The following is a 20785-nucleotide window of genomic DNA, read 5'->3' on the forward strand; positions in this document are numbered from 1 at the left end:
TTACTGCGCCTGCACACGCAGCTCAGCTGCGCTACGACTACGGTGACCCAACAGTGCTTTCACATCACTGGACTTCGGCTTAACCAGCGCGAATTTGGTTGAGAATACTGACCAGTTAGCCAGGATCTCTTCACCGCGCTGAGAACCGGTATGCTGCACATGCTCGGTAATCAGACCGCGCAGATGTTCTTCGTGGATGGCCAGGTCATCGACGTTCAGCACTTCCACCAGCTCCGGGTTCACGCGTTTGCGGAACTCGCCGTCTTCATCCAGCACGTAGGCGAAGCCGCCCGTCATGCCAGCACCGAAGTTAACGCCCGTTTTGCCCAGTACACAGACAATACCGCCCGTCATGTATTCACAACCGTTGTCGCCAATGCCTTCTACCACGGTGATGGCCCCGGAGTTACGTACTGCGAAACGTTCGCCCGCGCGGCCCGCCGCATACAGACGACCGCCGGTCGCGCCGTACAGACAGGTATTGCCGATGATGCTGGCCTCATGACTGCGAAACGCTGAACCCACCGGAGGACGCACCGCCAGCAGACCGCCCGCCATGCCTTTACCGACGTAGTCGTTGGCATCGCCCGTCAGATACAGCTCCACACCGCCCGCGTTCCAGACGCCGAAGCTCTGACCTGCGGTGCCGCTGAAGTGTGCCTTGATCGGGTCAGAGGCCAGCCCCTGATCGCCATGCGTCTGAGCGATATAGCCAGAGAGCGACGCGCCCACGGAGCGGTCGGTGTTGCGAATGTCGAACCAGAAGGTTTTACTCTGGCGTTCATCGACAAACGGCTTCGCCTGTTGCAGCAGTTGCGCGTTCAGCACGCCGTTATCAAACGGCGGGTTATGCTCGGTGCAGTACAGCGCTTTACCCGGATGAGGCTCAGCGGTTTCCAGCAGTCGGGACAGTTCCAGCTTCTGCTGCTTAGCGGTAAACCCTTCCAGCTCTTTCAGCAGGTCGGTACGGCCAATCAGATCCACCAGACGCTTCACGCCAAGCTGCGCCATTAGCTCGCGGGTTTCGCGGGCGATAAACTCAAAGTAGTTGGTCACTTTGAACGGCAGGCCGTGGTAGTGGTTCTTACGCAGTTTGTCATCCTGAGTCGCCACGCCCGTCGCGCAGTTGTTCAGGTGGCAAATACGCAGGTATTTACAGCCCAGCGCCACCATCGGGCCGGTGCCGAAGCCAAAGCTTTCCGCACCGAGAATCGCCGCTTTGATGATGTCGAGGCCGGTTTTCAGGCCGCCGTCCACCTGCAAACGGATCTTGTGACGCAGACCGTTAGCCACCAGCGCCTGCTGGGTTTCCACCAGGCCCAGCTCCCACGGACAGCCCGCATATTTCACGGAGGAGAGCGGGCTGGCGCCGGTGCCGCCGTCATATCCGGCGATAGTGATCAGATCCGCATAGGCTTTCGCCACGCCGGTAGCGATGGTGCCGACGCCCGGTTCAGAAACCAGCTTCACGGAGATCATCGCTTTCGGGTTGACCTGTTTCAGGTCGAAAATCAGCTGCGCCAGATCCTCGATAGAGTAGATATCGTGGTGCGGCGGCGGAGAAATCAGCGTCACGCCCGGTACGGAATAGCGCAGTTTGGCGATGTACGGGGTCACTTTGTCACCCGGCAACTGGCCGCCTTCGCCCGGCTTCGCGCCCTGAGCGACTTTAATCTGAATGACGTCAGCATTGACCAGATACGCTGGCGTTACGCCGAAGCGGCCGGAAGCGACCTGTTTGATGCGCGACACTTTGTTGGTGCCGTAGCGCGCCGGGTCTTCGCCGCCTTCGCCGGAGTTGGAGTTACCGCCGATGCTGTTCATCGCTTCCGCCAGCGCTTCGTGCGCTTCCGGGCTCAGCGCGCCGATGGACATCGCCGCGGTATCGAAGCGTTTAAACAGCTCATTCGCCGGTTCAACATCGTTGATGCTGATGGCGTTATCGCCAGGATTGAGCGCCAGCAGATCGCGCAGCGTTGCCGCCGGACGTTCGTTAACAAGCGCGGCATATGCCTGGTAATCGCGGTACTCGCCGCTCTGCACCGCCTGTTGCAGGGTACGCACCACGTCCGGGTTATAGGCGTGGTATTCGCCGCCGTGCACGTATTTCAGCAGGCCGCCCTGATCCAGCGGTTTACGCGCCAGCCAGGCACGTTTCGAGAGGTTCAGCAGATCCTGCTGGAAGTCGGCAAAACCGGCGCCGCCAATGCGGCTGACTACACCCTGGAAGCAGTGGCTCACCACGTCGTCATGCAGACCGACCGCTTCAAACAGTTTGGAGCAGCGGTATGAGGCGATGGTCGAAATGCCCATTTTGGACATGATCTTGTACAGACCTTTATTGATGCCGTTACGGTAGTTCAGCATCACGGTACGGTAGTCTTTGGCGATGGCCTGGGTGTCGATCAGACGACCCAGCGTTTCATAGGCGAGATACGGATAGATCGCCGTGGCGCCAAAGCCCAGCAGCACGGCAAAGTGGTGCGGGTCACGCGCGCTTGCGGTTTCTACGATGATGTTGGCATCGCAGCGCAGGCTCTTATCCACCAGACGAGTCTGTACCGCCCCGACAGCCATCGGCGCCGGAACCGGTAAACGGTTTTTCCCGATGTTACGGTCAGAGAGCACCAGCAAGACGGTGCCGTTACGCACCATCTGTTCAGCCTTATCGCACAGCGCTTTCACCGTTTCTTCGAGCGAGGTTTCCGTCACATCGAAGGTGATATCCAGCGTATCGGCGCGGTAATGCTCCTCTTTCATGGTGGTGAGCTGTTTGAAATCGGAGTACAGCAGAATTGGCGATTTAAAGCTCAGACGGTGCGCCTGCCCTTCCGCTTCGCAAAAGACGTTCATCTCGCGGCCAATGCTGGTGGCCAGCGACATGACGTGCGCTTCACGCAGCGGGTCGATTGGCGGGTTGGTCACCTGCGCAAACTGCTGGCGGAAGTAGTCGTAAATAATGCGCGGCTGGCTGGAAAGCACGGCGAAGGGGGTGTCATCACCCATTGAACCGACTGCTTCCTGGCCGTTTTCGCCCAGTACGCGGATGACGGAATCCAGCTCTTCGGCGCTGTAGTTAAACTGTTTCTGATAGCTGGCGAGCATGTCGTCGTCCAGCTCGCGGTTTCCGACCTGATCGTCGGCCAGATCTTCAAATGGCACCAGGCGGCGGACGTTCTTCTCCATCCACTCTTTATACGGATGGCGGCTTTTCAGATCGTCATCGGTTTCCGCAGAGTGCAGGATGCGCCCGCCACGGGTGTCGATCACCATCAGTTCACCGGGGCCGACGCGGCCCTTTTCCACGACTTCGTCAGGCTGGTAGTCCCAGATTCCCACCTCAGAGGCGCAGGTGATCAGTTTATCTTTGGTGATGACGTAGCGCGCCGGACGCAGACCGTTACGGTCGAGATTACAGGCAGCGAAGCGACCGTCGGACATCACGATGCCCGCCGGGCCATCCCACGGCTCCATGTGCATGGAGTTAAAGTCAAAGAAGGCGCGCAGATCCGGGTCCATATCCGGGTTGTTCTGCCATGCGGGCGGCACCAGCAGGCGCATGGCGCGCACGATGTCCATCCCGCCTGCCAGCAGCAGTTCCAGCATGTTATCCAGCGAGCTGGAGTCGGAACCGGTCTCGTTGACGAACGGCGCGGCGGATTGTAAATCCGGGATCAACGGCGTCTGGAATTTATAAGTACGGGCGCGCGCCCACTGACGGTTGCCGGTAATGGTGTTGATTTCGCCGTTGTGCGCCAGGTAGCGGAACGGCTGCGCCAGCGGCCAGCGCGGCACGGTATTGGTGGAGAAGCGCTGGTGGAACAGGCAAATGGCCGATTCCAGACGCAAATCCGCCAGGTCCAGGTAGAAGCGCGGCAGATCCGCCGGCATACACAGACCTTTATAGATGTTCACCAGGTTCGACAGGCTACAAACGTAGAAGTCTTTATCGTCCTGAAGGCGTTTCTCAATGCGGCGGCGGGCGATAAACAGGCGGCGTTCCATATCCCGGGGACGCCAGCCCGCAGGGGCGTTAACAAAAATTTGCTCAATACGTGGCAGGGAGGAGAGGGCGATTTCACCGAGGACACCTTCGTTGGTCGGCACATCGCGCCAGCCCACAATCGACAGGGTTTCCCGCTGTAATTCTTCTTCGACGATACGACGTGATGCCGCCGCCAGCTCAGGGTCCTTATTCAGGAAGAGCATGCCGACAGCGTAGTTTTTGGCTAAACGCCAGCCGCGCTCTTCTGCAACGATGCGAAAAAAGCGATCGGGTTTTTGCAGCAGCAAACCGCAACCGTCGCCGGTTTTACCGTCAGCGAGGATCGCGCCACGGTGCTGCATACGGGCCAGTGCGTGTATGGCGGTACGCACTACCTTGTGGCTAGGTTCGCCTTCTATGTGGGCGATCAGGCCGAAACCACAGTTATCCCTCTCAAGGGATTTATCGTACAACATATCAGTGAACCTCCCCAGGCTCTGCGGGACTCCCATCCGATACCGATTGCGCACGGGCACAGAAAGAGCGTGGCGACGGGGGTTGCGTATCATACGCTTACCTCGCATTCGCCCTCTTTTATCCTTTTCGCATCGGTAAATACGTTTAAGAGGGAATCTCAATTACTGCATAAATATGATGAGCAGGCTGCTCATCCAGAAAGCTTCCAGCGGATTTCCAACTTATCGGGAATCCACACACAGGTCAAATGGCAATCTTATTTATGCAAAAATGTGCTATGGGTCGATTAACTTTATGAATGTATTGAAAATAATGACTTTTTTACATTGATTTGATGCGGCATAAGCGCGGGGGAGAGTGTGATCTGTCTCACTATCATAACGGCCTGTTAACCCTTATCTCACCTTGATTATCCGTAATGCTTAGTATTTTATGCTGGTTTAGGCGGCGCAGGCATTTCATGATACTGTTTTTTAGCCAGTGTCATCAGAAGATAAAAAAAGTGTGCAGTTATAAGGAAAAGTAATTAGCTATGGAGTGAATGAAATTGCGGTAATTTTGCTTGATTATGCAATAAATAAAAGCCTGCCGGAGCGATTGATCCAGGTCATCGCCGACAAAGGCTAAAAATGGCAGGCTTTGGCCTCTTTTCAAGGCGCGGTCTATCAGATTATGCAGTTACAGAAATTAGTCAATATGTTTGGTGGGGATCTTTCTCGTCGTTATGGGCAAAAAGTTCATAAACTGACGTTGCACGGCGGATTTAGCTGTCCAAACCGCGATGGCACCATCGGACGTGGCGGGTGTACTTTCTGTAATGTCGCCTCTTTCGCCGATGAGGCGCAGCAGTATCGCTCTATTGCCGAACAACTGGCGCATCAGGCGCATCTGGTCAATCGCGCCAAACGCTATCTGGCCTATTTCCAGGCGTACACCAGTACCTTTGCCGAAGTGCAGGTGCTGCGTTCTATGTATCAGCAGGCGGTAAGCCAGGCCAGCATTGTCGGGCTGTGCGTCGGTACGCGCCCCGACTGTGTACCGGATGCGGTGCTCGATCTGCTCTGCGAATATAAAGACCAGGGCTATGAAGTGTGGCTGGAACTGGGATTGCAAACCGCGCATGACAAAACGCTGCGCCGTATTAATCGCGGCCATGATTTTGCCTGTTATCAGCGAACCACCCAACTGGCGCGCGAGCGCGGGCTGAAAGTGTGCTCGCATCTGATTGTGGGTTTACCCGGCGAAGGGCAGACGGAATGCCTGCAAACGCTGGAGCGCGTGGTGGAAACGGGCGTGGATGGCATTAAGCTGCACCCGCTGCATATTGTAAAAGGCAGCATTATGGCGAAAGCCTGGGAGGCGGGACGCCTGAACGGCATTGCGCTGGAGGCGTATACGCTGACGGCGGGGAAGATGATCCGCCATACGCCGCCGGAGGTTATTTATCATCGCATTTCCGCCAGCGCCCGTCGTCCGACGTTGCTCGCCCCGCTATGGTGTGAGAATCGCTGGACGGGCATGGTGGAACTGGACCGCTATCTTAACGAACATGGTGCGCAAGGCTCCGCGCTTGGCACTCCGTGGATTCAGCCGGGGAGCTAACCATCCGTAGGCGTGTATGCCTTATCCGGCCTACCGCCTACCCGGTCATTTCACCGATAACCTCCGCATTTATTGCACAATTTTCAACGTACTGCTCAGAATTGAGTATTATTGTGCGAAGTTGTCGTGAAGGAATCCCCTATGAAGCAAATTCGTATGCTGGCGCAATACTATGTCGACCTGATGATGAAGCTGGGTCTGGTGCGCTTTTCGATGCTGTTGGCATTAGCGCTGGTGGTGCTGGCGATAGTGGTGCAGATGGCGGTCACCATGGTGTTGCATGGTCAGGTCGAAAGTATTGATGTCATCCGCTCCATCTTTTTTGGCCTGTTAATCACGCCCTGGGCCGTCTATTTCTTGTCGGTGGTGGTGGAGCAACTGGAGGAGTCCAGGCAGCGCCTGTCACGGCTGGTACAAAAGCTGGAAGAGATGCGCGAGCGCGATCTTAAACTCACGGTACAACTGAAAGACAATATTGCTCAGCTTAATCAGGAAATTGCCGATCGCGAAAAAGCGGAGGCTGAGCGCCAGTCGACTTTCGAACAGCTAAAAGTGGAAATCAAGGAGCGTGAAGAGACGCAGATTCAGCTTGAACAGCAATCCTCTTTCTTACGCTCTTTCCTCGATGCGTCGCCGGATTTGGTTTTTTATCGCAATGAGGATAAAGAGTTTTCCGGCTGTAACCGTGCGATGGAACTGCTGACCGGCAAGAGTGAAAAACAGCTCGTCCATTTAAAACCGGCTGACGTCTATTCCCCCGAAGCGGCGGAAAAAGTGATTGAGACCGACGAAAAAGTCTTCCGCCATAACGTCTCGCTGACCTATGAGCAGTGGCTCGATTACCCGGACGGGCGCAAAGCGTGCTTTGAAATTCGCAAGGTGCCCTATTACGACCGCGTTGGTAAACGTCATGGCCTGATGGGCTTTGGGCGCGATATTACGGAACGTAAGCGTTATCAGGACGCGCTTGAACGCGCCAGCCGCGACAAGACCACGTTTATCTCTACGATCAGCCACGAGCTGCGTACGCCGCTGAACGGCATTGTCGGCTTAAGCCGCATTTTGCTGGACACCGACCTTACCAGCGAGCAGGAAAAATACCTGAAAACCATCCATGTCTCTGCGGTCACGTTGGGGAATATTTTCAACGATATCATTGATATGGATAAGATGGAGCGGCGTAAAGTCCAACTGGATAACCAGCCGGTAGATTTCACCAGTTTCATGGCGGATCTGGAGAATCTCTCCGGCCTGCAGGCGCAGCAAAAAGGGCTACGCTTTTTGCTCGATCCGACGTTGCCGCTGCCGCATAAGGTGATCACCGACGGCACGCGTTTGCGCCAAATTCTGTGGAACCTGATCAGCAACGCCGTGAAGTTTACCCAACAAGGGCAGGTGACGGTGCGCGTACGCTATGACGAAGGCGATGTGCTGCATTTTGATGTGGAAGATTCCGGCATCGGTATTCCGCAGGATGAGCAGGATAAAATCTTCGCCATGTATTATCAGGTGAAAGACAGTCATGGTGGTAAACCCGCGACGGGGACCGGGATTGGCCTGGCGGTATCGCGCCGTCTGGCAAAAAATATGGGCGGCGACATCACCGTTTCCAGCCAGCCGGGTAAAGGTTCCGTCTTTACGTTAACCGTACATGCGCCCGCCGTGGCGGAAGAGGTCGAGGACACGCTGGAAGATAATGACATGCCGCTGCCTGCGCTGCATGTGCTGCTGGTCGAGGACATTGAGCTGAACGTCATTGTGGCGCGTTCAGTGCTGGAAAAACTGGGCAACAGCGTTGACGTGGCGATGACCGGGAAAGCCGCGCTGGAAATGTTCACCCCGGGTGAATACGATCTGCTGCTGCTGGATATTCAACTGCCGGATATGACGGGTCTGGATATCTCCAGAGAACTTACCCGCCGCTATGCGCGGGAAGAATTACCGCCGCTGGTCGCACTCACTGCTAACGTCCTGAAAGACAAGAAAGAGTATCTGGACGCGGGAATGGACGATGTGTTGAGCAAGCCGCTGTCGGTTCCGGCGTTAACCGCCATGATTAAAAAATACTGGGATACCCGTAACGAAGAGGAGAGCACTGTGACATCTGAAGAGAGCAGTAAATCGCAAGCGTTGTTAGATATCCCGATGTTAGAGCAGTATATCGAATTGGTCGGCCCGAAATTAATTACGGATGGACTGGCGGTGTTCGAGAAAATGATGCCGGGTTACTTAAGCATCCTGGAGTCCAACCTGACGGCGCGGGATACCAAAGGCGTTGTTGAAGAAGGGCACAAAATTAAAGGCGCGGCGGGCTCCGTCGGGTTGCGTCATCTACAGCAACTGGGCCAGCAAATTCAGTCGCCGGATCTTCCTGCCTGGGAAGATAACGTGGGTGAATGGGTTGAAGAGATGAAGCAGGAGTGGCAGCACGACGTCGCGGTGCTGAAAGCCTGGGTGGCAAACGCGGAAAAAAAATGACCCCGGATTGACCGGGGTGCGCGAATACTGCGCCAACACCAGGGAAATCGTGGCTGCGCCGTAAGTTATGATTGTTTTTTACACAGGCGCAGCTCTGCTTTTCAGGCCGCACGCAGTTAAGATAGCAAATCTTAAATGTTTTGTTACATGAATCAGTTAAATGTGTGAAGCGCAGCATTTTAATCAGAATTATTAATACGCTTCAGTAAGTTGCGAAAAGGATCATCACGATGAAAAAAATTGGCGTAGTGCTCAGTGGATGTGGCGTATACGACGGCGCCGAGATTCATGAAGCCGTTCTGACCCTTCTGGCGATTGCTCGCAGCGGCGCGCAGGCCATCTGCTTTGCGCCGGATAAACAGCAGGCTGATGTGATTAATCACCTGACGGGCGAAGCGATGGCGGAGACGCGAAATGTCCTGATCGAAGCCGCGCGCATTACGCGAGGGGAAATTCGTCCACTCGCTCAGGCGGTCTCCAGCGATCTGGACGCGCTAATTGTTCCGGGTGGATTTGGCGCGGCGAAAAACCTGAGTAATTTTGCCAGCCAGGGCAGCGATTGCCGGGTAGATAGCGATTTGGCCGCGCTGGCAATCGCCATGCACCAGTCGGGTAAGCCGTTAGGGTTTATGTGCATTGCCCCGGCAATGCTGCCCAGGATTTTTGGTTTCCCGCTTCGTCTGACGATTGGCACTGATATCGATACGGCGGAAGTTCTGGAAGATATGGGAGCCGAGCATGTGCCATGTCCGGTTGACGATATTGTGGTGGATGAAGATAACAAAATTGTCACCACGCCTGCTTACATGCTGGCGCAGGATATTGCACAGGCGGCGACCGGCATTGAAAAACTGGTGTCTCGCGTACTGGTTCTGGCTGAATGAGTAAAGGGCGTTTCACTCCGCTGGCGTCCCTGCGCCGTTTGCTCCTGCGCATCCTTGTGGTGCTGGCGGTTTTTTGGGGCGGCGGCATCGCGCTGTTCAGCGTCGTTCCGGTGCCTTTTTCCGCAGTGATGGTGGAACGGCAGATTAGCGCGTGGCTGCAAGGCGATTTCGGCTATGTTGCGCATTCCGACTGGGCTGGCATGGATGCGATCTCGCCGTGGATGGGGTTGGCGGTGATTGCGGCGGAAGATCAGAAATTCCCGGAGCACTGGGGATTTGATGTTTCGGCCATTGAGAAGGCGCTGGCGCACAATGAGCGCAATGAAAACCGAATTCGTGGGGCGTCCACGCTTTCTCAGCAAACGGCGAAGAATCTCTTTTTATGGGATGGCCGCACTTGGGTGCGCAAAGGGCTGGAGGCCGGGCTCACCGTCGGGCTGGAAACCGTCTGGAGTAAAAAACGCATCCTGACCGTCTACCTGAATATTGCGGAGTTTGGCGATGGCGTGTTTGGCGTGGAAGCGGCGTCGCAGCGCTATTTTAATAAACCTGCCAGCCGGTTAAGTATGTCAGAAGCCGCGCTATTGGCGGCGGTGCTGCCGAATCCTTTACGTTTTAAAGCGAACGCGCCTTCAGGCTACGTGCGTAGCCGTCAGGCGTGGATTTTGCGTCAGATGCGCCAGTTGGGCGGCGAATCGTTTATGACGCGTAACCATCTGTATTAAGATTGCGCTGACGCGCGGCCTCAAGAGAGGGGAGCGGCAGCGCGCTTTTGTCTTCTTCCTGGCGGTTCATCTTCAGCGCCGCCACCAGACCCGGTTGGGCGATCAACCGTTCCCACTGTCTTTCCTGTTTGCGATGGCAAAACCAGGCTGACCAGCTTGCCAGCGGGATCAGCGTGCTCTCGCCGATGTTGTCGCAGATCACCGGGATCGCTTCGGATTCGCTAATGCGGTGACACAGAATATTTTGCGGCTTCAGGGTCATGGTGACGATGCGGTTATCGTAGATATAACGCTTGAGCGTTTTCAGCAACTGGCGCAGGACGGCGGCATCTTCGTCATTGCGGCACTGCGCCACAAATTCAGTCAGCGTGACGGACGGTTTGCCATCGAAATCGGTTATCACATCGTAGACGTAGCCCGTACCACAATCGGTCTCTACCGTACCGTGATAGCGCGGGATGCCGCTCCAGTCTTGCAGGTAACGTGACAGATGCGCGTAATATTTCAGCTCGCGGCGGATCTCTTTCTTGCCGCTGCGGTCGGCATTGTAAATGATCTTAATGCAGCGTTGGGCATCGCCCGGATGCGCATAACATTTACGATGGCGTCCGGTGCCCAGGGGATTTTGTTCAGATAAAAGTATCATGAGATCTCCTGGTAATGTTGCTAATAGAACCAGTATGAACGCTCAACTTAAATAGAACGTAAACAACCCCCTCTTAAGGTTTTCTTAAGGTTTAATCAGGACGGAAAAGCGCACGGAATGTACAATATCGACGCAGGTAGAAAGACGAGGGAATAAAAAAACGCCGGATGGCGTTTTCTGGGGGAAAGGAGGAGACGAAAGCGAAATGGCCTAATCTTCGTCGAATCCTGAATTGAACAGCGCGATCACCGCCGCCAGCGCTTCGACCTCCTGCGGGCCGGTGGCTTCAATTTCTATCTGGCGACCTTTAGCAGAGTCCAGCATCAGCAGGGCGATGACGCTATTGGCTTCGGCTTCGGTTCCTTCATCATTGCGTAACAGCACTTCGGCCTCAAAACCCTGCATTAATTCAAACAGTTTCATCGCAGGCCGGGCATGCATACCCAGCTTGTTTGTGACTTCTACAGTCTGCTTCACGGTCATGTTTTGCGTTTTTCCAGCGTTCTATGGCGTGACTGCACGTTCTTACCGCGTGAACGGAAGTAGTCTGCCAGCTGTTCTGCAATATACACCGAACGGTGTTTCCCGCCGGTACAGCCGATGGCTACGGTGAGATAGCTACGGTTGTTTGTCTCCAGCATGGGTAACCATAACTCAAGATAGCTGCGAGTCTGGTAGATAAAATTGTGTACTTCTGTGTGCCTGTCGAGGAATGCCGCAACCGGTTTATCGAGGCCGGTCATTGGACGCAGTTTCGGGTCCCAGTGCGGGTTAGGCAGGAAGCGCACGTCAAAAACATAATCGGCATCGATTGGAATACCGTGCTTGAAGCCGAAGGACTCGAACACCATTGTCAGCTCGCGTTCGCGCTTGCCCAGCAGACGGGTACGCAGCATTTCCGCCAGTTCATGCACGGACATTTCAGAGGTATCGACAATCAGATCGGCGCGGGAACGCAGCGGTTCCAGCAGATCGCTTTCCTGGTCGATGGCGCTCTCCAGGGAGAGATTTTTGCTGGAAAGCGGATGCAGACGGCGCGTATCGCTGTAACGGCGAATCAGCGTATTGCGATCGGCATCAAGGAACAGAAGCTGTGGTGAAAACGCATCGGGCAGGTTGTTCATCGCCTGCTCGAAAATTTCAGGGGACTCAGGCATGTTACGCACGTCAATGCTGACGGCCGCAGAAATCTGGCGATCGGCCAGCGTACGAGCCAGATCGGGCAACAGCACCACGGGGAGGTTGTCCACGCAGTAAAAACCCATATCTTCCAGCGCACGCAGGGCGACAGATTTCCCTGACCCTGAACGACCGCTGACGATCATCAGTACCATGTACCGTTTCTCCTCACAACAGATGCCATTGGGTGGTTATGCCTCATCCTTTCCACCTTCGGTGTCAGTGATGATTTGATACAGCTCTTCGTCACTCTGCGCGGCGCGCAGACGGCGGCAGATGGTTTTATCCGCCAGACGTTTAGCGACCAGCGACAGTGTATGCAGATGCGTTTTGGTTTGATCTGCGGGCACCAGCAGGGCGAAAAGCAGATCGACCGGTTGATTATCAATGGCATCGAAAGCGATAGGCGTTTCGAGTTGGACGAACACGCCGACGGCGCGCAGCGTATCTTCTTCCAGCTTGCCGTGTGGGATGGCGATACCATTGCCAATGCCGGTACTGCCCATTTTCTCACGCGTCAGGATTGCTTCAAATACCACCTGCGGAGGCAGGCTGAGCTGTTTTGCCGCCAGTTCACTGATAATCTCCAGCGCACGTTTTTTGCTCTGGCAGTGAACGCCGCTGCGCGTACATTCCTGGTTAAGTACGCTGCTCAGTTGTAGAGTCGTATCGTTATTTGTCATAATTTCACCTAAGAACCTGTTCCATCAGAATGATTCCTGATGAAGCAGATTCGGAGCGCTAACTGTACAAATGGCCTGTTGTGCGTCACAACAGGCCGTCCTGCACTCGCTAACTGCCCGGACAATTAGTGTTGTTTCAGTTTATCTTTGTGTTTCGTTAGCTGCCTTGCCAGTTTATCGATCAAACCGTCAATGGCGGCATACATATCCTGACCTTCCGCGCTGGCGTGAATTTCGCCACCGTTTACATGCAGTGTCGCATCCGAGATGTGTGTTACCTTCTCCACTTTCAAAACAACGTAGACCTGATTAATCCTGTCAAAATACTGCTCAAGTTTGGCGAATTTGGTTGAGACAAAGTCGCGCAGGGCTTCAGTAATTTCGACGTTATTTCCAGTGATGTTGAGCTGCATAGTGTCTTCCTTATCGGTTGGTTCAAACCAGCTGTTTGCGCTGATTGGACGGCGGAATGGATAAAGACTCTCGGTACTTCGCAACGGTGCGGCGCGCCACCATGATACCCTGATCCGACAACATAGAGGTTAACTTGCTGTCGCTCAGCGGCTTCGCGGGGTTCTCCGCAGCAATTAATTTCTTCACCAGCGCACGTATCGCCGTGGAAGAGGCTTCGCCTCCGCCTTCGGTATTCACATGGCTGGAAAAGAAATACTTCAGTTCAAAAATGCCGCGTGGACTGTGCAGATACTTCTGCGTGGTCACACGGGAAATCGTCGATTCGTGCATCTCGACGGCCTGGGCGATGTCCGCCAGCACCATCGGTTTCATAAACTCTTCGCCTTGCTCGAAGAAGGCCTGCTGCTGCTCAACAATACAGCGGCTCACGCGTAACAGGGTGTCGTTGCGGCTTTCCAGACTTTTGATCAGCCACTTCGCATCCTGAAGGTTGCTGCGAATGAACTGGCTGTCGGCATCATTACGCGCGCCGTTGCACAGGGCGGCATAATGTTGATTGATCTGTAGACGGGGAATGCTGTCGCCGTTCAGCTCCACCATCCAGTAACCGTTATGCTTACGCACCAGCACATCCGGGATCACATATTCAGGTTCGCCGGTCTGGATAGACTGACCCGGTCTGGGATCGAGTGACTGGATAAGATTGACCGCCTCTTTCAGCACCTCTTCTTTCAGCCGCGTAACGCGCATCAGGGTGCGGAAGTCATGATTGGCCAGCAGATCGAGGTGATCGCTGATGATCAACCGGGCGTCTTCCAGCCAGGGCGTGGATTTATCGAACTGTGAGAGCTGGATCAGCAGGCAGTCACGGAGATCTTTCGCCGCCACGCCGATGGGATCGAAGCGTTGAACGCGTTTGAGTACCGCTTCTATTTCATCGAGGCCGATCTCTTCATCGCCGATGCTTTCGAGAATGTCATCCAGCGAAATGGTGAGATAGCCGGTATCATCAACGGCATCGACAATTGAGGTGGCAATCGCGCGATCGGTATCCGAGAACGGAGTCAGCCCGACTTGCCACATCAGGTAGTCCTGGAGGGACTGCGTGGTTTCGCCCTGGTACACCGGCAGCTCGTCGTCGATGTAGTCGCCGCTGGTACCGGACGGCGTACCTGCGGTGTAAATCTCATCCCAGCTGGCGTCAAGCGGCAGCTCTTCGGGCATCTCTTTCTGTTCGAGCGCGTCTGCGGTATCCAGGGCTTCGTTGTCCTGGGTTTCGCGCGTGTCGATTTCATCGTGAAGATCGGTTTGCTCAAGCAGCGGATTACTCTCCAGCGCTTGCTGAAGTTCCTGCTGAAGTTCCAGCGTAGACAACTGCAACAGACGGATGGCCTGTTGTAGCTGGGGCGTCATCGCCAGTTGTTGGCTGAGCCTGAGTTGCAAACCTTGCTTCATGTTCAGAGTCGTTTTCTCCCGCTGTGACGTCGCAGTCTTCTACCCTATCAGAGTCTGAAGTCTTCCCCAAGGTATACGCGCTTAACGTGCTCGTCTTGCAGGATTTCTGTCGGTGTGCCGTGTGCGATCAGATGCCCCTGGCTGACAATATACGCGCGTTCACACACCGCCAGCGTCTCACGAACGTTGTGGTCGGTAATCAGAACGCCGAGACCGCTGTCGCGCAGGTGCTCGATAATGCGTTTGATGTCGATGACGGAAATCGGGTCAACGCCTGCAAACGGTTCATCCAGCAGGATAAATTTCGGATTTGCGGCCAGCGCGCGGGCAATCTCCACACGGCGGCGTTCACCGCCGGACAACGCTTGTCCGAGGCTGTCGCGCAGATGCTCAATGTGGAACTCTTCCATCAGTTCATTGGCGCGGTCTTCACGCTGTTCGGTCGTGAGATCGTCGCGAATTTGCAACACCGCCATCAGGTTATCAAACACGCTCAGACGGCGGAAAATGGAGGCTTCCTGCGGTAAATAGCCAATACCGCGACGCGCGCGGGCATGCAGCGGCAGCAGGCTGATGTCTTCATCGTCAATAATAATGTTGCCAGCGTCGCGCGGCACAATGCCCACCACCATGTAGAAGGTAGTGGTTTTGCCTGCGCCGTTCGGCCCGAGCAGACCGACGATCTCCCCGGAATTCACGGTCAGGCTGACATCTTCCACCACGCGACGGCCTTTATAGGCTTTCGCAAGATTCTTTGCAGTTAATGTTGCCATAACGAATTAGTTACCCTTCTTCTGTGCCGGGGTCTGGTCTTTGTTTTTGTCCTGCAACTGCGACGGCACCAGAACCGTCGTTACACGTTTGCCTTTTTCGCTGAACGCCTGCATTTTCTGCTCTTTCACCAGGTAAGTGATCTTATCGCCGGTGATGTTGCTGTCGAGCTGCTCCAGGTAGGCGTTACCGGTCAGGACGACGAAATCTTTCGCCAGCTCATAATGCATTTTTTGGGCATGGCCTTTTACCGGCTTGCCGTTGTCCTGCATCTGATAAAACGTCGCCGGGTTGCCGAAGCCGTCGATCACCTCTTTGCCTTGCTCGCCGCCCGGACGGGTGACGACCACTTTGTCGGCATTGATTTTGATGGTGCCCTGAGTCACGACGACATTTCCGGTAAACGTCACCACGTTACCCTGCATATCCAGTGACTGCTGGTCCGATTCAATATGAATCGGTTGTTCGGTATCGCCGGTGACCGCGAACGCCGGAAGACTGGCGGCCAGAAGTGTGCTGGCAAGCACAAGATTAAGGCTGAGTTTGTTTGTTTTGAATTTCATAGGAGGTTCTAACCTTTTCAATCAGCTCGGCGTTCTTGCTGCGTAAGTTGCCGCGCATTTTCAGTCCGCTGGAGTTAAATGTTGTTCCGTATAACGTGACCAGATCTTCAGAGGTGACATCCTGCGTCACCAGGTTGATCGTCGCGTTATCCGTCGTGATTCTGCGTAGTTGAGCGTCAGGCGCCAGCGCATTGACTTCAACGTGACCATACAGATAGAGCATCCGGTCTTCGGTCAATTTCGCCTTATCCGCTTTAATCGACCATGTCGGGACTTTATCTTTATCAAAGGTGGTTAATACCGGTTGGGTAAACCACGAAAGCGCCTGTTCTGAATAATATTCAACGTGCTGCGCAATAAGACGATAGTTCAACGCGCCTTCCGGGCTATAGACGACCGTATCGGTATGCTCGCTCTTATAAGTCGGATCGCTGGTGTTCACCACAACCTGAGCAGGATCGTCTTTATCCGCCAGATTAATTCCGATCAACACCAGTACGGCCAACGACAGTAGAATGATAACCCAACGTCTGGTTTTACTCATATCGATTGCCCTTTGGCCTCATCAAGCTGACCCTGCGCCAGCAAGAGTAGATCGCACACTTCCCGCACCGCGCCGCGTCCACCGGCGATATGCGTCACATAGTCGGCGCGGGGGATCAGGAGCGGATGCGCATCAGCGACCGCAACGCTCAGACCCACTTTTTCCATCACCGGCCAGTCGATCAGATCGTCACCGACGTAAGCCACATTTTCAGGCGCAACGCCCAGCTTATCGAGCAGGTCGCCAAACGCGATAAGTTTGTCCGACTGCCCCTGATAGAGATGCGTGATCCCCAGGGTGGCACAGCGATCTTCTACAAGTTTAGCCTTTCGTCCGGTAATAATAGCGACCTCAATCCCGGAAGTGAGCGCACAGCGAATGCCGTAGCCATCACGGACGTTAAAGGCCTTCAGCTCTTCACCGTTGTTGCCCATATAAATCAGACCATCAGACAGCACGCCATCCACATCGAGGATGAGCAGACGGATGTTTTCCGCCTGGGCGATAACCTGTGTACTGACGGGGCCATAACAGGTCGCAAGCGACGCACCTGCTTTACTCATTTCTTTTATCCTTGAGTTTCTACACTACGCCTGCACGCAGTAAATCATGCATATGTAACACACCCAGTAACTGGTCGCCATCAGCAACCAAAACGGAGGTGATATGACGGGACTGCATTAAGTTCAGGGCGTTAACGGCGAGAATACCGGGGCGAACGCGAATTCCCCCAGGCGTCATGACGTCGGCAATCCCTAACTGGCGAACATCCACACCCATATCGAAAACACGACGCAAGTCGCCATCGGTAAAGATGCCGTCAATCTTCATTGTGTCATCACAAATGACGGTCATGCCGAGATTTTTACGCGTAATTTCCAGCAGGGCATCACGCAGGCTGGCGTTTTTATTCACATGCGGGATTTCATCGCCGGTGTGCATGATATCGTTAACGCGCAGCAGAAGTTTACGGCCAAGTGCGCCGCCCGGATGCGACAACGCAAAATCTTCGGCGGTAAAGCCGCGGGCTTTTAATAACGCGACCGCGAGCGCATCGCCCATGACCAGCGTAGCCGTGGTGCTGCTGGTCGGCGCCAGACCCAACGGGCAGGCTTCTTTCGGCACTTTAACACACAGATGCACATCCGCCGCACGCGCCATGCTACTTTCTGGCCGCCCGGTGATACAAATCAGCGGCACCTGCAAGCGTTTGAGTACCGGGATTAATGCGGCAATCTCATTGGATTCGCCAGAGTTGGAAATCGCGATCACCACATCCTGCGAGGTGACCATGCCGAGATCGCCATGCGCGGCCTCGCCCGGGTGAACAAAAAAGGCGGAAGTGCCGGTGCTGGCAAAGGTGGCGGCCATTTTCCGCCCGATATGACCTGATTTTCCCATCCCCATGACAACGACTTTGCCTGTGCACGAGAAGATTTTTTCACAGGCGAGCGTGAAGTTCTGGTCGATGTATTGATCAAGCTCCGCCAGGCCTTCACGTTCAATCTCCAGGACGTCTTTGCCTGCTTTCTGAAAGTCAAAACCCGGTTGTAACGCTAAGTGCGACATAGTCCGTTTTCCCGTTATCCAATAAGAAGCGGCGATAGCCAGTACAGCATCGCCAGCCATACGATAAAACCGCCGGTCAGCAGCACGCCTGCGCCCCGACCAATCTGGCGCGGACGCCGCCAGCACAGCAATGCCAAAACAATGCTCACTAACAGCATCACGCTATAGTCACGCTCAAACGCCAGCGGGTTGACGTCGCCTGGCGTAATCAATGCAGGCAGCCCCAGAACGATGGCGATATTGGAAATATTGGCGCCGATAATGTTGCCAATGGCGATATCATTTTCACCTTTGCGGATGCCCGCGATCGCCGTCGCCAGCTCCGGCAGGCTGGTGCCAATCGCAATCACCGTCAGGCCGATAGTCAGTTCGCTCATGGCGAAGTAGTTCGCCAGTACGGTGGCGTTATCAACCACCATCCGCGTCGCCATCGGCATAATAATCAGCGCGATACCCAGCCACAAAAACGCGACGGGTAAGCCGCCTTCGCGCGGCAGCTCCGCCACCTGCTCCCGGGTGAGGCTGTCATTTCCTTGCCGCTCCGCCAGGCGCGCGATCTTAACAATGAACAGCAGCCATAGCACGGCCAGCAGCAGAAGAAAGATTCCGTCGCTACGGCTCAGCTCGCCATCGTGCAGGACGGAACCCGCCAGCACACTGACAAATAACATTAGCGGCAATTCGCGGCGCAAAACATCAGAATGCACGGTAAAAGGGTGAAACAGCGCCGCCAGGCCCAGAATCAGCAAGATATTGATGATGTTGGAGCCGAGCGCGGTGCCTACGGCTAAGTCCAGTTGCCCGTGAAGAGACGCGGCAACTGAGACAATTATCTCCGGTAATGATGTTCCGATACTGACGACCGTCATCCCGATAATGAGCGGAGGAATCCCCACTGCCCGGCACAAAATCGATGCGGCAAACACCAGACGATCGGCGCTGTAGACCACCAGAAGTAAACCAATAATTAACAGCGCCGTAGCTAAAAGCATCTAAAGTCCTTTCTTCAGGTATACTCGCCGGTCCACTGGAGGGATCTTCTGGAAGCCGTAACGAAGTCTTAATTTTGACTTTATGCGGCTAAAAAGTAAAACAAATGCCAGCTTTAGCTAACCAGGGCAGGTAATATTCTGTAAATATGTTGGGTTCATGGCTAAATTCAGCGCCATGCTTAGATCAACAAGGCGATACAAAGGATGAATCAATGGGTCAGTCTGTGGCGAATTTAGTCGATATGCGCGACGTCAGCTTTTCGCGTGGCGACCGCTGCATTTTCGATAATATTTCCCTGACCGTGCCACGCGGGAAGATTACGGCGATCATGGGGCCATCGGGGATCGGTAAAACCACGCTGTTACGACTGATTGGCGGACAGATCCCGCCGGATAGCGGGGAAATACTGTTTGATGGCGAAAACGTACCTGCCATGTCTCGCTCGCGGTTGTACACGGTACGAAAACGGATGAGCATGCTGTTTCAGTCGGGAGCGCTGTTCACCGACATGAACGTGTTTGATAACGTAGCCTACCCGCTGCGGGAGCACACGAATTTACCCGCGCCGCTGTTGAAAAGCACGGTGATGATGAAACTGGAAGCCGTTGGTCTGCGCGGCGCGGCAAAGCTCATGCCCTCTGAACTGTCCGGGGGGATGGCGCGGCGTGCGGCATTAGCCCGTGCTATTGCGCTGGAACCCGACCTCATTATGTTCGATGAGCCGTTTGTGGGTCAGGACCCGATTACGATGGGCGTACTGGTGAAGCTGATTTCAGAACTGAACAGCACGCTGGGCGTAACCTGCGTTGTCGTGTCCCACGATGTGCCGGAGGTGCTGAGCATCGCCGATCACGCCTGGATTATGGCGGACAAAAAAATCGTGGCGCACGGTAGCGCGAAGGAACTGCAAGAAAATGCCGACCCGCGCGTCCGCCAGTTCCTGGACGGTATTGCCGACGGGCCGGTTCCGTTCCGCTATCCGGCGGGCGATTATCACTCCGATTTACTCGAAACAGGGAGTTAAGCCACTCATGCTGTTAAATGCGCTGGCATCGCTTGGACACCGGGGGATCAAAACCCTCAGAACGTTCGGGCGTGCCGGGTTAATGTTATTCAATGCGGTGATTGGTAAGCCGGAATTTCGCAAGCATGCGCCGTTGCTGGTGCGTCAGCTCTATAATGTGGGCGTCCTGTCGATGCTCATTATTATTGTCTCTGGCGTTTTTATCGGCATGGTGCTCGGGTTGCAGGGCTATCTGGTTCTGACGACCTACAGCGCGGAAACCAGCCTGGGTATGCTGGTGGCGCTTTCATTGCTGCGTGAACTGGGGCCGGTTGTCGCGGCGTTGCTGTTTGCCGGGCGCGCAGGGTCTGCGCTGACCGCAGAAATTGGTCTTATGCGAGCGACTGAGCAGCTCTCCAGTATGGAAATGATGGCCGTCGATCCGCTGCGCCGGGTGATCTCTCCGCGCCTGTGGGCGGGGGTGATTTCGCTGCCGCTGCTGACGATTATCTTCGTGGCTGTGGGCATCTGGGGAGGATCGCTGGTTGGCGTTAGCTGGAAGGGGATCGATGCCGGTTTCTTCTGGTCGGCGATGCAGGATGCCGTCGACTGGCGTCTGGATCTCGTGAACTGTTTGATTAAGAGCGTGGTGTTCGCCATCACGGTAACGTGGATTGCGCTGTTCAATGGGTATGACGCGATTCCGACCTCTGCCGGGATTAGCCGCGCAACCACGCGCACCGTTGTGCACTCGTCTTTGGCCGTTCTGGGTCTGGATTTTGTGTTGACCGCACTGATGTTTGGGAATTGAGTT

Annotated in this window: 19 protein-coding genes; 6 read left to right on the plus strand and 13 right to left on the minus strand. The window is 55.0% G+C overall.

What is annotated here, in order from left to right:
• Window positions 1-4461 (minus strand): glutamate synthase large subunit, encoded by a 4461-nt coding sequence (gene gltB / locus OGV83_RS15960; protein ID WP_047460959.1) that lies wholly within the window; start codon window positions 4459-4461, stop codon window positions 1-3.
• A gap of 673 nt (window positions 4462-5134) precedes the next feature.
• Between gltB and mnmL the strand changes: the two genes are divergently transcribed.
• The 4 genes from mnmL to mtgA all read left to right on the plus strand — a co-directional run bounded on the left by mnmL (window position 5135) and on the right by mtgA (window position 10151).
• Complete coding sequence (mnmL, locus tag OGV83_RS15965) at window positions 5135-6064, plus strand: tRNA modification radical SAM protein MnmL/YtqA (protein WP_199976853.1); 930 nt, start codon at window positions 5135-5137, stop codon at window positions 6062-6064.
• A gap of 141 nt (window positions 6065-6205) precedes the next feature.
• Window positions 6206-8542, plus strand: coding sequence for an aerobic respiration two-component sensor histidine kinase ArcB (arcB, locus tag OGV83_RS15970; RefSeq protein WP_199976855.1), 2337 nt, complete (start codon window positions 6206-6208; stop codon window positions 8540-8542).
• 230 nt (window positions 8543-8772) lie between these two features.
• The gene (gene elbB, locus OGV83_RS15975) at window positions 8773-9426 is read left to right on the plus strand and encodes an isoprenoid biosynthesis glyoxalase ElbB (RefSeq protein WP_058668155.1); all 654 of its coding nucleotides are present in this window, start codon (window positions 8773-8775) and stop codon (window positions 9424-9426) included.
• Window positions 9423-10151 carry a monofunctional biosynthetic peptidoglycan transglycosylase gene (mtgA, locus tag OGV83_RS15980; RefSeq protein ID WP_286464072.1) on the plus strand — a complete coding sequence of 243 codons (729 nt, stop codon included), beginning with the start codon at window positions 9423-9425 and terminating at the stop codon, window positions 10149-10151. Before elbB ends, mtgA begins: the two co-directional genes overlap by 4 nt.
• Here mtgA and yrbL read toward each other — a convergent pair.
• From yrbL to OGV83_RS16040, 12 genes are all read right to left on the minus strand, one after another.
• On the minus strand, window positions 10126-10797 hold the full coding sequence (gene yrbL / locus OGV83_RS15985; RefSeq protein ID WP_012135340.1) for a PhoP regulatory network protein YrbL: 672 nt from the start codon (window positions 10795-10797) through the stop codon (window positions 10126-10128). The two genes, mtgA and yrbL, sit on opposite strands and share 26 nt — an antisense overlap.
• 210 nt (window positions 10798-11007) lie before the next feature.
• Window positions 11008-11280: a PTS phosphocarrier protein NPr gene (npr, locus tag OGV83_RS15990; protein ID WP_012135339.1), complete on the minus strand. Its 273-nt coding sequence runs from the start codon at window positions 11278-11280 to the stop codon at window positions 11008-11010.
• Window positions 11277-12131, minus strand: coding sequence for an RNase adapter RapZ (rapZ, locus tag OGV83_RS15995; RefSeq protein ID WP_012135338.1), 855 nt, complete (start codon window positions 12129-12131; stop codon window positions 11277-11279). The genes npr and rapZ overlap by 4 nt, the downstream gene beginning before the upstream one ends.
• 36 nt (window positions 12132-12167) lie before the next feature.
• Window positions 12168-12659, minus strand: a complete 492-nt coding sequence (ptsN, locus tag OGV83_RS16000; protein ID WP_012135337.1) for a PTS IIA-like nitrogen regulatory protein PtsN — start codon at window positions 12657-12659, stop codon at window positions 12168-12170.
• A gap of 125 nt (window positions 12660-12784) precedes the next feature.
• Window positions 12785-13072, minus strand: a complete 288-nt coding sequence (gene hpf, locus OGV83_RS16005; protein WP_012135336.1) for a ribosome hibernation promoting factor — start codon at window positions 13070-13072, stop codon at window positions 12785-12787.
• A gap of 22 nt (window positions 13073-13094) precedes the next feature.
• Window positions 13095-14528, minus strand: coding sequence for an RNA polymerase factor sigma-54 (rpoN, locus tag OGV83_RS16010; RefSeq protein ID WP_012135335.1), 1434 nt, complete (start codon window positions 14526-14528; stop codon window positions 13095-13097).
• 47 nt (window positions 14529-14575) lie between these two features.
• On the minus strand, window positions 14576-15301 hold the full coding sequence (lptB, locus tag OGV83_RS16015; protein WP_012135334.1) for an LPS export ABC transporter ATP-binding protein: 726 nt from the start codon (window positions 15299-15301) through the stop codon (window positions 14576-14578).
• A gap of 6 nt (window positions 15302-15307) precedes the next feature.
• On the minus strand, window positions 15308-15862 hold the full coding sequence (gene lptA / locus OGV83_RS16020; RefSeq protein WP_047460976.1) for a lipopolysaccharide ABC transporter substrate-binding protein LptA: 555 nt from the start codon (window positions 15860-15862) through the stop codon (window positions 15308-15310).
• Window positions 15831-16406: an LPS export ABC transporter periplasmic protein LptC gene (gene lptC / locus OGV83_RS16025; protein ID WP_012135332.1), complete on the minus strand. Its 576-nt coding sequence runs from the start codon at window positions 16404-16406 to the stop codon at window positions 15831-15833. The genes lptA and lptC overlap by 32 nt, the downstream gene beginning before the upstream one ends.
• On the minus strand, window positions 16403-16969 hold the full coding sequence (gene kdsC, locus OGV83_RS16030) for a 3-deoxy-manno-octulosonate-8-phosphatase KdsC (RefSeq protein ID WP_071257742.1): 567 nt from the start codon (window positions 16967-16969) through the stop codon (window positions 16403-16405). The genes lptC and kdsC overlap by 4 nt, the downstream gene beginning before the upstream one ends.
• Window positions 16970-16988: 19 nt before the next feature.
• Window positions 16989-17975: an arabinose-5-phosphate isomerase KdsD gene (kdsD, locus tag OGV83_RS16035; RefSeq protein ID WP_012135330.1), complete on the minus strand. Its 987-nt coding sequence runs from the start codon at window positions 17973-17975 to the stop codon at window positions 16989-16991.
• A 14-nt stretch (window positions 17976-17989) separates the two neighbouring features.
• Window positions 17990-18967: a calcium/sodium antiporter gene (locus OGV83_RS16040; protein ID WP_115181067.1), complete on the minus strand. Its 978-nt coding sequence runs from the start codon at window positions 18965-18967 to the stop codon at window positions 17990-17992.
• 212 nt (window positions 18968-19179) lie between these two features.
• On the opposite strand from OGV83_RS16040, the gene mlaF reads away from it, so the two are divergent.
• Both mlaF and mlaE read left to right on the plus strand, forming a co-directional pair.
• Window positions 19180-19992, plus strand: coding sequence for a phospholipid ABC transporter ATP-binding protein MlaF (mlaF, locus tag OGV83_RS16045; protein ID WP_012135328.1), 813 nt, complete (start codon window positions 19180-19182; stop codon window positions 19990-19992).
• Window positions 19993-19999: 7 nt separating this feature from the next.
• Window positions 20000-20782, plus strand: a complete 783-nt coding sequence (gene mlaE, locus OGV83_RS16050; RefSeq protein ID WP_047460983.1) for a lipid asymmetry maintenance ABC transporter permease subunit MlaE — start codon at window positions 20000-20002, stop codon at window positions 20780-20782.
• Window positions 20783-20785: the final 3 nt, after the last annotated feature.

The organism is Citrobacter sp. CK189 (assembly GCF_030333505.1).
In the GTDB taxonomy this organism is placed as follows: Bacteria; Pseudomonadota; Gammaproteobacteria; order Enterobacterales; family Enterobacteriaceae; genus Citrobacter_B; species Citrobacter_B koseri.